General features: G+C 50.4%; 11 protein-coding genes and 1 rRNA gene. 9 read left to right on the top strand and 3 right to left on the bottom strand.

Translation table 11 applies throughout. The annotated features are described in order from the left end of the window. The 7 genes from rrf to cysK all read left to right on the top strand — a co-directional run. Positions 1-99 (top strand): 5S ribosomal RNA (gene rrf / locus C5O23_RS05865); the annotation flags it as partial. Between the two features lie 224 nt (positions 100-323). Continuing rightward, complete coding sequence (gene purB / locus C5O23_RS05860) at positions 324-1,667, top strand: adenylosuccinate lyase (RefSeq protein WP_107032017.1); 1,344 nt, start codon at positions 324-326, stop codon at positions 1,665-1,667. Positions 1,668-1,709: 42 nt separating this feature from the next. Beyond that, positions 1,710-1,898: a hypothetical protein gene (locus C5O23_RS05855; protein WP_107032016.1), complete on the top strand. Its 189-nt coding sequence runs from the start codon at positions 1,710-1,712 to the stop codon at positions 1,896-1,898. Next, entirely contained in the window at positions 1,873-3,810 is a 1,938-nt protein-coding gene (gene dxs, locus C5O23_RS05850) for a 1-deoxy-D-xylulose-5-phosphate synthase (RefSeq protein WP_107032015.1), read from the top strand. Before C5O23_RS05855 ends, dxs begins: the two co-directional genes overlap by 26 nt. Further along, positions 3,807-5,141, top strand: coding sequence for a Trk system potassium transporter TrkA (trkA, locus tag C5O23_RS05845; protein ID WP_107032014.1), 1,335 nt, complete (start codon positions 3,807-3,809; stop codon positions 5,139-5,141). The genes dxs and trkA overlap by 4 nt, the downstream gene beginning before the upstream one ends. Before the next feature lie 7 nt (positions 5,142-5,148). Continuing rightward, entirely contained in the window at positions 5,149-6,630 is a 1,482-nt protein-coding gene (locus C5O23_RS05840; protein ID WP_107032013.1) for a TrkH family potassium uptake protein, read from the top strand. Between the two features lie 110 nt (positions 6,631-6,740). After that, the gene (cysK, locus tag C5O23_RS05835; RefSeq protein WP_107032012.1) at positions 6,741-7,688 is read left to right on the top strand and encodes a cysteine synthase A; all 948 of its coding nucleotides are present in this window, start codon (positions 6,741-6,743) and stop codon (positions 7,686-7,688) included. A gap of 110 nt (positions 7,689-7,798) precedes the next feature. On the opposite strand, the gene C5O23_RS05830 is transcribed toward cysK, so the two are convergent. Both C5O23_RS05830 and C5O23_RS05825 read right to left on the bottom strand, forming a co-directional pair. Further along, positions 7,799-8,413 (bottom strand): OmpH/Skp family outer membrane protein, encoded by a 615-nt coding sequence (locus tag C5O23_RS05830; protein ID WP_107032011.1) that lies wholly within the window; start codon positions 8,411-8,413, stop codon positions 7,799-7,801. 39 nt (positions 8,414-8,452) lie between these two features. Beyond that, positions 8,453-8,644, bottom strand: a complete 192-nt coding sequence (locus tag C5O23_RS05825; protein ID WP_107032010.1) for a hypothetical protein — start codon at positions 8,642-8,644, stop codon at positions 8,453-8,455. 124 nt (positions 8,645-8,768) lie between these two features. Between C5O23_RS05825 and C5O23_RS05820 the strand changes: the two genes are divergently transcribed. Both C5O23_RS05820 and C5O23_RS05815 read left to right on the top strand, forming a co-directional pair. Next, positions 8,769-10,229, top strand: coding sequence for an aminoacyl-histidine dipeptidase (locus C5O23_RS05820; RefSeq protein ID WP_107032009.1), 1,461 nt, complete (start codon positions 8,769-8,771; stop codon positions 10,227-10,229). 283 nt (positions 10,230-10,512) lie between these two features. Then, on the top strand, positions 10,513-11,235 hold the full coding sequence (locus tag C5O23_RS05815) for an N-acetylmuramidase family protein (RefSeq protein WP_123398306.1): 723 nt from the start codon (positions 10,513-10,515) through the stop codon (positions 11,233-11,235). 235 nt (positions 11,236-11,470) lie between these two features. Here C5O23_RS05815 and C5O23_RS05810 read toward each other — a convergent pair whose 3' ends face one another. Continuing rightward, a complete protein-coding gene (locus tag C5O23_RS05810; protein WP_107032007.1) occupies positions 11,471-12,226 on the bottom strand; it encodes a succinate dehydrogenase/fumarate reductase iron-sulfur subunit in 756 nt (251 codons plus the stop codon). Positions 12,227-12,230: the final 4 nt, after the last annotated feature.

Here is a 12,230-nt window from a genome sequence, read left to right as displayed (position 1 = left end):
ATAGCGTGAGGGCTCCACCTCTTCCCATTCCGAACAGAGAAGTTAAACCTCACCACGTCGATGATACTACGAAAGTGGGAAAGTAGATAACCGCCCCCTCTAAACCGCGGACCGGATCCTGTCACAGAAACAGCTTCCGGCCCGCTTTTTTTATATCCATTCTTCTGCAATTACTCTGCTTCGGAAAGACTCTTATCTGCTCCAAGGCTCCGGCATTTGTCGGGCCTGATGATTTTGTAGGGGCTGAATCTCGGTTATATGTCGCTTTTTTTGTAATTTTGCAGCAAATACGTTTTAACTGACAATCATAGTTATTAAAAATCATGAAACTTACTGAACTGACAGCTATTTCGCCGGTTGACGGTCGCTATCGCGGAAAATGTGAGCGCCTGGACGAATATTTTTCTGAATATGCGCTTATCCGCTATAGGGTTAAAGTAGAAATCGAGTATTTCATAGCTCTGTGTGAACTGCCGTTGCCTGCGCTGGCTTCAGTGCCCGCTGATGTCTTCGGTAAGTTACGTGCCATCTATGAACAGTTTTCGGTTGAAGACGCTCTTCGCATCAAGGAGATCGAAAGTGTTACAAACCATGATGTGAAGGCGGTTGAATATTTCCTCAAAGAAAAATTTGATGTGCTCGGACTTGAAAAGACCAAGGAGTATATACATTTTGGCCTCACCTCGCAGGACATCAACAATACTTCGGTGCCCATGTCAATCGCTGATGCGCTCAAAGAAGTATATCGCCCGCGCATCGTAGAACTTATCGAGCATCTTGAAGAAAGAGCCGATGAGTGGTATGAAATACCCATGCTTGCCAAGACTCACGGACAGCCGGCATCGCCTACACGCCTGGGCAAGGAAATCAAAGTGTTCAGCTATCGTCTGCGCCGTCAGCTTGAAGCGCTCGATTCGGTGGCTATCTCCGGGAAATTCGGTGGAGCTACAGGCAACTTCAACGCGCATCTTTGTGCCTTCCCTGAGATTGACTGGAGGGCTTTCGGCGCTAAATTCCTGAGCGAAAAACTTGGTATCGAACGTGAGGAATATACCACGCAGATTTCCAATTATGACAATCTTGCGGCTGTGTTCGATGCTCTGGCCCGCATCAACAATATAATCCTTGATCTCGACCGTGACATGTGGATGTACATTTCAATGGAATACTTCAAGCAGAAGATCAAGGAAGGAGAAGTAGGCTCTTCGGCCATGCCTCACAAAGTAAATCCGATCGACTTTGAAAACTCAGAAGGCAATATCGGCATTGCGAATGCCGTATTCGGCCATCTTGCAACCAAACTTCCGGTTTCACGTCTGCAACGTGATCTTACCGACTCGACTGTACTGCGCAACATCGGTGTGCCTCTGGCCCATACTCTGATTGCAGTAGCGTCAACAATGAAAGGTCTCGGCAAACTGCTCCTTAACCGGGCAGCCATTGACGCCGACCTTGACAATACCTGGAGCGTTGTGGCCGAAGCCATCCAGACTGTGCTCCGCCGTGAAGGCTATCCGAAGCCTTATGAAACACTGAAGGCGCTAACCCGTACCAACAGCGCTGTGACAGCCGAAAGCATTGCCGCGTTTATCGACACTCTTGAGGTTTCGCCTGAAGTGAAGGACGAGCTTAAGAAACTCTCGCCGCACAGCTACACAGGGTATTGATTTCCCCCGACAAGCACAGTGTGGTAAAAAAAAGAATTTATAATGGATACCTCGACTAAAATACGCTTTGGCTTTATTGCCGTTCTGTGGCTGGCTCTGTGTTATCTGGTGATAGCTTCACAGCCGTTCACTCTCTGGGTGGCGTTTATAGTCATCTGTTCAGGCATAGTGGTCTGGGTTCCTCTTTATAAAAAATATGTCAAGAATGGAAAACGAAACAGTAAAGGCTGACTATCCGCTGTTGTCAGGCATAGATTCGCCGGCCGACTTGCGCAGGTTGCCCGTTGACGAGCTGCCGAAAGTCTGTGCCGAGCTGCGTTCGTTTCTGATCAACTCGCTTGCGTCTCATCCCGGACATTTCGCATCGAGCATGGGAGCGGTAGAGTTGACCGTAGCCTTGCATTATGTGTTCAACACTCCTTATGACAGGATTGTGTGGGATGTCGGGCACCAGGCTTACGGCCATAAACTGCTGACCGGACGTCGTGACCGCTTTGAGACAAACCGAACTCTTGGCGGCCTGAGCGGTTTCCCTAATCCGAAAGAAAGCGAATATGACACCTTCACGGCCGGCCATGCCTCCAACTCTATTTCAGCTGCATTGGGTATGGCTGTGGCCAGTTCGCTCCGGAAAGATGTGCCTCCGCGCCATGTGGTGGCCGTCATCGGCGATGCCTCGATCAGCGGAGGGCTTGCATTCGAAGGGCTTAACAATGCAGCTAATTCGAATTCGAATCTGCTGATCATTCTTAATGACAACGACATGTCGATTGACAGACCTGTCGGTTCGCTCAACACCTATCTGGCTCATCTGACAGCTTCGAAGGCATATAACAATCTGCGTTACCGCTTTTCGCGTTTCCTGCGTCGTCATAAGCTTGTGACTGACTCAGGCAAAGGAATGATCATGCGTTTCAACAATAGTCTGAAGTCACTCCTGACAAAGCAGCAGAATATTTTCGAGGGCCTGAACATAAGGTATTTCGGACCGTTTGACGGTCATGATCTCCAGACGGTGGTCAGTGTGCTTGAAGATATAAAAGATCTTCCGGGTCCGCGCATACTTCATCTCCGTACAATAAAGGGCAAAGGCTATGAACCGGCAGAAAAAGATCCGTCGACATGGCATGCGCCGGGGCGTTTTGACGTCGGAACCGGAGAGATACTGAAAGACGGAGCAGGGCGTCCGCCGAAATATCAGCAGGTGTTCGGCGACACGCTTGTGGAGCTGGCCCGGTTCAATGACAGGATTGTAGGCGTGACCGCGGCAATGCTGTCAGGAACTTCTATGAACAGGCTTCAGCAGGTTTTTCCGGAAAGAACCTTTGATGTAGGCATTTCCGAAGGTCATGCCGTGACATTTGCCGGAGGTCTTGCCAAGGAGGGTATGAAGCCCTATGTGGCTATCTATTCCTCTTTCATGCAGAGAGCCTTTGACCACATCATACATGACGTGGCGATAGAGGGACTCCCTGTGGTCTTCTGTCTTGACCGGGCAGGTCTGGTCGGAGAGGACGGTGCCACGCATCACGGAGTTTTTGACCTTAGTTACCTGCGGGCTATCCCCGGCATGACCATAGCTTCGCCGCGCAATCTTGACTATCTGCGCCACCTGATGCTTACCGCTCAGGATTTTGACGGGCCGATTGCAATCCGCTATCCGCGCGGAAGGGCTGAAGAGTCAGTCAAAGAGCCTATGCGGACTTTGCCGATCGGTAAAGGAGAGAAACTGCGGGACGGAAATGACATTGCGGTTCTCAGCACCGGCCCTATAACATCTGAAGTCACTGAAGCGATCAAGAGAGCCGAGAAGGAACTGGATATCAGAGTGGCTCACTATGATATGATTTTCGTGAAACCACTTGATGCCGAAATTGTAAGTGAAATCGCAGAAAAGGGGTGTCCGGTGATCACAGTTGAAGACGGCATTTCAGAAGGCGGTCTGGGCAGTGCAGTGACAGAGATGCTGTCAGATCTTGGTTCGGCCCAGCATATCAGACGTCTCGGCGTCCCTGACAGATTCATATCACAGGGCACACCGGCTCAGCTTCACCATTTGTGTGGCTTTGACGCAGACGGGATCTTCCAGGCGATAAAGGAATCGTATATCAAAACTCAAACCGACAGCACTCCTACTGAATGAAAATAGTGATAGCAGGCTCCGGAGAGGTTGGTACTCATCTGGCCAAACTTCTTTCGAACGAGGAGCAGGATATAACTGTGGTTGACAGCGACGGTGAAAAACTCGCAATGCTCGATGCCAATTACAATCTTCTGACTTTCAGAGGATCGCCCACATCATTCACAACACTGAAACAGGCCGGGGTAGAGGGTTGCGATCTGTTTATCGCAGTGACTCCTTTCGAGACCCGCAACATCGTGGCCTGTGCCATAGCCAAGAGCCTTGGTGCCGAAAAGACAGTGGCCCGAATCGACAACTACGAATTCAAAGATCCGGTCAACCGGGAATTCTTCAGTCATATCGGTGCTGATGACATGATCTATCCTGAATATCTCGCAGCGATGGAAACCATTCAGGCATTGCGCCACAATTGGGTGCGTCATTGGTTTGAGCTTCATAACGGCGAGTTGATTCTCGTTGGGGTGAAACTGCGTGACAATGCGCCGTTGGTAGGAATGCAGCTTAAGGATCTCGGTGTGATGGACCATAATTTCCATGTGGCTGCCATAAAGCGAGATCATGAGACTATTATTCCGGGTGGTTTTGACAAGTTGCAGTGCAATGACATTGTATATTTCATGACCCGTCGTGATCATGTTGACTCGCTTGTGGACCTCTGCGGCAAAAAGCAGCGCAAGATACGCGATGTGCTCATAATGGGAGGCAGCCGCATTGCCATACGCCTGTGTGCGATGGCCGGCGATGAATTCAACTTCAAGATCATGGACATAGACCGAGACCGATGTCTCAGACTGTCGGAACGTTGTCCTGACGCGCATATCATCAATGCCGACGCCCGTGATACCGATGCTCTGCTTGAAGCCGGAATCTCTGACATGGATGCCTTCATTGCTTTGGCTGACAGCAGCGAGACCAATATTCTCACATGTCTTTCGGCAAAAGAGTTGGGTGTGGTGAAGACCATAGCCGAAGTTGAGAACCTGCAGTTCATCTCTGAAGCCGAGGGACTCAATATCGGAACCATAATAAATAAGAAACTGCTGGCATCGTCGAGAATTTTCCAGATGCTTCTCGACCGCGACACTTCGACCTCAAAATGTCTGGCACTCGCTGATGCGGAAGTCGCGGAAATCGTGGCCCGCGAAGGCTCGAAAATAACCCGCGGCCAGGTGAAGGACCTCCGCCTGTCGCGCGACATGACCATAGCCGGTCTTATCCGAGACGGTAAAGGACAGCTTGTGTCCGGTAATACTGTCATAGCTCCCGGCGACAGAGTGGTCGTGTTCACTCTAAACGGTCTGCTGCATAAAGTTGAAAAATTATTTAAGTAAGTCGTAAATGAGATTCAAAGACTCTGCATCGACGATCAATTTCAGGGTGCTTCTCCGTATCATCGGACTGCTTCTGATCATAGAAGGAGCATTTTTGTCAGTTCCCCTGGTTACTTCTCTGATATATCAGGAAAGAGACTGGATAAATTTCCTTTTTACTATGGGGCTTACGCTGACAGCAGGCTCTCTGATGACATTTTGCATCCGTCCGCGGAGTCAGCGCATGGCAAAACGCGAGGGCTTTCTGCTTACAGCCCTTGTGTGGGTCTTCTTCTCGATTTTCGGCATGATTCCTTTCATGCTTATGGAAAAAGACCCTCTTTCTGTTTCAGATGCTTTTTTTGAGGCAATGTCGGGATTCACCACCACCGGAGCCACTGTCATAAGCTCGATCAGCCATCTGAGCCACGGGGTTGTAATCTGGCGTAGTCTGATGCAGTGGATCGGAGGCATGGGTATCATACTTTTCACCCTTGCCGTGGTCCCGATGCTGAATCACTCAGGCGGAATGCAGATGTTCAACGCAGAGGTGACAGGGATCACACATGACAAACTGCGTCCGCGTATATCGCAGACAGCCAAAGGTCTGTGGCTTATCTATATAGTACTTACAGCAGTGCTGTTTGTCCTGCTCATCATAGGGCCGATGAATGTATTCGAAGCGCTGTGTCATTCGTTCAGCACCATGTCGACCGGAGGATTTTCTACAGCTGATGACAGCATCGAAGCATGGGATTCGGTATATATACAGATCGTGATGACAATCTTTATGTTTCTTGGCGGTACGAGTTTTGTGTTGCTCTACCGAGCGGCTCACGGCGAATTCAAACCGATCTGGCGCAACGATGTTTTCAGGACTTACGTGGGCATAATCATAGGCTGCTATCTGCTTTTTGTAATCGCGATAATCAAAAACGGTCAGGTACATTCAGTCAAGTCGGTGACACTCGATCCGCTTTTCCAGATAATCTCGACCATAACCTCTACCGGCTATGAGATATCGGCATTCTCGTCATGGGGCACCTTTGTGCTTTCGCTTGCCTTCGCCCTGATGTTTTTCGGATCATGTGCGGGCTCGACCAGCGGCGGCGCCAAGATTGACCGTCTGATCTATCTGCTCAAAAACTGCCGCAACGAGATTGTGCGCTCTATCCACCCCAACAATATTCTCACCGTAAGAGTCAATGACCGTGTGATCCCTCACGAAACAGTGTCAAAAGTAATCGCATTCCTTTGTCTTTATGTAATGATAATAATGGTAGGCGGCATACTGCTGACAGCAATGGGGCTGCCGCTTGTCGATTCATTTTTCTCAGCCTTCTCCTGCATAAGCAATACCGGACTCGGTGCCGGTGTCACCGGATATGGCGGATCGTATTCCGTTGTGCCTGATCTTGGCAAATGGTTGCTGGCACTGATCATGATGATAGGCCGTCTGGAACTGTTCACGGTACTGATTCTGTTTACACCTACCTTCTGGAAGAAGTGAGTCTGTGAACAATTACCATAAATATGGTATTGATAGGAAATAAGTCTGATTGTAATTTTGCATTATCAGACAGGAAACACCCTCCAAATTTCCAACAAAATTCATATAGTATGTCAAAGATTTATAAAAACCTCACAGAGCTTATCGGCTCGACTCCGCTTCTGGAAGTGAACAATGTTATTGCTTCTGAAAATCTGAAAGCGCGTATCCTTGTGAAGATCGAGTCGTTCAATCCGGGCGGCAGTGTCAAAGACCGCATCGCGCTGGCTATGATTGAAGATGCCGAACGCAAGGGGATTCTGACACCGGAGACATTGATCATAGAACCGACAAGCGGCAATACCGGTATCGGCCTTGCCTGGGTAGCATCGGTGAAAGGCTATAAACTGATACTGACAATGCCTGAAACCATGAGTGTAGAGCGCCGGAATCTACTCAAGGCGCTTGGTGCCGAAATCGTGCTTACTCCTGGGGGCGAGGGCATGAAGGGGGCTATAAGAAAAGCCGGTGAACTGAAGGAACTGAATCCGGGGGCGATCATACTCCAGCAGTTTGAAAATCCTGCCAATCCGGAGGCTCACCGGCATAGCACAGCCTTGGAAATACTGAGTGACACAGATGGTGAGGTGGATATATTTGTGGCAGGAGTGGGTACCGGAGGCACACTCAGCGGCACTTCTGAAGTGCTGAAAGAACATAATCCGGCTATAAAAACCGTGGCCGTGGAACCGGCAAGCTCTCCGGTGCTCTCAGGCGGTAAGGCCGGTGCGCACAAAATCCAGGGCATAGGAGCGGGGTTTGTCCCCGGAAACTACAATGAATCGGTTGTTGATGAAGTCATTGCCATCCCTGACAATGAAGCCATAAAAGCATCCAGACTGCTTGCTGAGAAAGAAGGTCTGCTGGTTGGCATTTCATCAGGAGCCGCACTTGCGGGTGCTATACGTGAGGCCCGTAAGAAAGAAAACGAAGGCAAGACCATAGTGGCGATACTTCCGGATACCGGCGAACGCTATCTGTCAACAGTCCTCTATGCGTTTGACGAGTATCCACTATGATGAGAAATCAAGGTCAGAAACCTTATGCTGTAAGAAAGGGCTGCTTCCCGATTATATTTCATGGGGAAACAGCCCTTTCTCTGTATTGTTTGATTTGGCTTACAGATGTCTTATTTTGCGTCGCCTACTTTATTGTAGCGGGCGTTGAGGCCTTCGATAATCTCGCTTGTGATATCAAGAGCCGGATTGAAGTAAACGCCTGCGGCTTTGAAGAGGATTGCATCGTAGCCTTTAGATGCGTTATAGATCTTGATATAGTTCTCGATCGAGTCGTTGAGCTGGAGCTGCTGCTGTGCGAGCTCGTTTTCGGTATTGCGACTGAGATTTGCAAGATAGTTTTCTGCGTCAGACTGCATTTTCTGAAGTTTCTGCATGTCGGCATTGTAACTTGCTTCGGTCAGATAGCCGTTGCTGCGGCCCTTCTGCTCGATAGCAGCTGCGAATTTCTGAATTTCAGTTGTCTTTGACTGGCGGGCACCTTCAATTTTAGAGACGGCACGCATGGATGCTTCCTGAAAATCCTTTGCCAGATTGTAGTGCGTCATCAGCGAATCTGAGTCGATGTAGCGGATGTTGATGCTCGGAGAGCTATCGCTATCGGCTGCTGCTGTCGGGGTGTTGGCATCGGCGGCGGCTTCGGTTGATGATGTGCCGTTGCAGGAAGTGGTGCTGAGGGCCATGAGACTTAGAAGCAGCGATGAAGCTGATATTGCTAACTTGTTCATGTGAAGAAAATAGGGTATATGTACTGTATATAAATGATATTAACGTTTTTGCTTACGGTCAGCGCCGCCGTGGGCGCACCCGATACCTCTTCGGCGCAGTTCAGGAAGATCGTGAGCATGACCTGAGGGGAAACGTCCGCCTTTGACAAACAGCACTTTGACCCCCAGTGCAACTATCGCGATTCCGATGAGAACAACAGCTAAGATGACTGTGATGAACAAGGTTTTCATTGTCAATTTGGACTTTTACGATGCAAAAGTAGCAATTTGCGCGATATTTTTGCGCGTATATCAATTTTATTTTATAATTTAGTGCGGTAAATCCATAAAATTTAACACTAATTAATTACCCGATATGGAAATCAAAGATCTTCAGCCGCGCGAGGTGTTCGCGATTTTTGACGAGATCACCAAGATCCCCCGTCCTTCAAAGAAGGAAGAGAAAATCCGCCAGTATCTGCTGGATTTCGCGAAAGCCCACAATCTTGAGGTGAAAACCGACAAGGTTGGCAACGTAGTCATCACCAAACCGGCTACACCAGGCCATGAAAATGCTCCTACAGTCATCATGCAGGGCCACATGGATATGGTTTGCGAGTCAAATGACAAGAATTTCGATTTTGCCAACAGCCCGATCCCCGTGGTGATCGACGGCGACTGGGTGCGCACAAAGGGCACAACTCTCGGTGCTGACAACGGTATCGGTATGGCCGCAGCTCTCGCCGCTCTGATCGATGACAGCTATGAGCATGGTCCGCTCGAAGCTCTCTTTACAGTCGATGAAGAGACCGGTATGACCGGTGCCAACAATCTCGGTGAGGATATGATTTCAGGCACTATGCTTCTCAATCTCGACTCAGAGGATGATGCCGAGATCTTTGTGGGATGTGCCGGAGGTGTTGATACCCAGGCTTTCTTCACTTACAACCGCTCGTTCGCTCCGACCGATTTCATGTATTTCAAGATAAATGTCGAAGGTCTCAACGGCGGCCATTCAGGCGGTGACATTCATCTTGGCCGCGCCAACGCCAACAAGCTCCTTGCCCGCTTCCTTTTCATGCTTTCAGGCAAGCATGAGGTTGTGGTTTCTGAAATCGATGGCGGCAATCTGCGCAACGCCATTCCGCGTGCCGCACATGCAGTGATCGGTGTCCACACTTCACGTAAGGAAGAAGTGCGTACCATGCTCAACCACTATATCGCCGATCTGGAAAACGAGTATCAGGGCGTGGAACCCGGTCTCAAGATCACAATGGAAAGTGTCGACACCCCCGAATTCACCATTGACCAGCAGACATCGCTCAATCTTATCCGCGCGGTCTATGGCGCTCCCCACGGAGTGGTTTCCATGAGCCGTGAACTCGAAGGCCTTGTCGAAACCTCGACCAACCTCGCATCAGTGAAGATGGCTTCTGACAATACAATCGTGGTTACCACCAGTCAGCGCAGCTCTGTAGAGTCACGCAAATGGGACATCGCCCGTCAGGTTGAGGCAGTCTTTCTGCTCGCAGGCGCACGTGTGGAACACGGCGACGGCTATCCCGGATGGCAGCCCAACCTCGAATCACCGATCATGAAGATCTCACGCGATGCCTATAAGGAACTTTATGGAGTTGAACCTGCCATCAAGGCCATTCATGCCGGTCTGGAATGCGGTCTGTTCCTCACCAAGTATCCTTACCTCGACATGGTTTCATTCGGCCCGACACTGCGCGACGTGCATTCTCCTTCCGAGAGCATGTACATTCCGGCTGTAGAACGTTTCTGGGGTCAGCTCAAGCGGACCCTTGAAAAGGTAGGCGAACTCAAGAAGTAATACGGGCTGCATTTCTGATGACAGCAGTCAGGCGTTACTTATAATATAAGGTGGCATCTCCTCCGCCTGCTCCAGGCGGAGGAGGCCACTATTCTTTCTCCTTACGGAGCGCCGTGAAGGCGTGGTTTTCTATGAATGACTCAGAGGTTGTTTTAAAAAACCTCTAAACTTTTGCGCTTCTGAAGCGTCTATGATATCAGTGTGTCTTTCATTCCTTTCTGACACGCTTTCGCTAAGGGCCGCGCCGGAGGGCGCTGCCGATGTTTCATCAATTCATTTTTTCATGTCACGACGATTAATTCTCTTTTCGCTCTCCATTCTCCTCTCGTCGCTTCTATTTTCAATGACCGACAACAGTTCGCAGCATCAAGCCGCTGACTCTCTGACGGCCGTTACACAGGGATGCGATCTGATGATGCTCCCTACCGACACTATTCTGACACTGACCGAAGCCGATTTCGAAGAAGTGGCTGCGGAGCTCGGAGTCGAGGTAGCAGCCATCAAGGCTGTGGTCGAGATCGAAGCCGGGCGCACACACGAAGGCTTTGCTTCTCCGGGCAAACCGCTGATCAATTTTGATCTCTCAATGTTTCGCCGTTTCGCCACAAGGCGCGGTGTGAATCTTTCGAAATACAGCAAATCACATTCTGTTGTGTTCGCGTCGTCACGCGGATCGCAGTCTCGTGCCCACAAGAGGCTGGAGGCCGCCAAATCGATCAATCATAATGCCGCTGTGGAAGGTACTTTCTGGGGTATGTTTCAGATTGGCGGTTTCAATTGGAAAAAATGCGGGGCCGAGAGCCTTGATGACTTTGTCTGCCGCATGTCACGGTCAGAGCGTGACCAGCTTGACATGTTTGCCAGTTTCATCAGTACAACCGGACTTGTGAAACACTTGAAGACCAAAAACTGGGCTGCATTTGCCCGCGGCTACAATGGCCCCGGATATGCCAAACGCGCCTATCACACCCGTATGGCCCAGGCCTACAGCCGTCACAGCAAATAAGATGGAATATTGTCAGAAAAGTGCTTCTGGCACACACGCATTCATTCTCTAACCCGTTTTTTCTGTGAAAACAGCCGGATGCACTGCATCCGGCTGTTTTAGTGTGATCATGCGGAGCGTGTATGCCCTGTCATGGCGCTTACGGCTGAAAGAGATGCGCCCTTGGATCTGTGAAAAGACCCAAGGGCGCATCAGATGGTGTTTCTTATGCCGTCAGTGCGGTGAGACCGGGCGATCAGTCAGCACACTTGGCTTTGATGAATTCGCGGTTGAGGCGGGCGATGTTGCTCAGAGGAACGTTCTTGGGACATTCGGCTGCGCAGGCACCGGTGTTGGTGCAGTTGCCGAATCCGAGTTCGTCCATCTTGCTGACCATTGCGCGCGCACGGCGGGCACGTTCCACCTGACCCTGGGGCAGGAGAGCGAACTGGCTTACCTTTGCGCTGACGAAGAGCATAGCTGAGCCGTTCTTGCAGGCAGCCACGCAGGCGCCGCAGCCGATGCAGGTAGCGGAATCCATAGCGATGTCAGCCACTTCCTTAGAGATGGGGAGGCTGTTGGCGTCAGGAGCTCCGCCGCAGTTGAACGAAACGTAGCCGCCGGCCTGCTGGATCTGGTCGAATGCGTTGCGGTTGACCATGAGGTCACGCACAACGGGGAATGCGGCCGAGCGCCAGGGTTCGATGGTGATGGTGTCCTCGTTGTTAAATTTGCGCATGTGGAGCTGGCAGGTGGTGATTCCCTGAACGGGGCCGTGGGGGTGTCCGTTGATGTAGAGAGAACACATGCCGCAGATACCTTCGCGACAGTCGCTGTCAAAAACTACGGGCTCTTCGTTGCGGTCGATGAGCTGCTGGTTGAGCATGTCGAGCATTTCAAGGAAAGAGCTTCCGGTTGAGACGTTCTCCACGCGGTAGGTCTGGAATGAACCCGGCTCTTTGGGACCACGCTGACGCCAAATCTTGAGGTTTACATTTATAGTATGTTCCATTTTA

The organism is Duncaniella muris, assembly GCF_003024805.1.
Taxonomy (GTDB): domain Bacteria; phylum Bacteroidota; class Bacteroidia; order Bacteroidales; family Muribaculaceae; genus Duncaniella; species Duncaniella muris.
The sequence above is the reverse complement of the archived record's forward strand: the minus strand, read 5'-3'. Positions and strand labels throughout refer to the sequence as shown.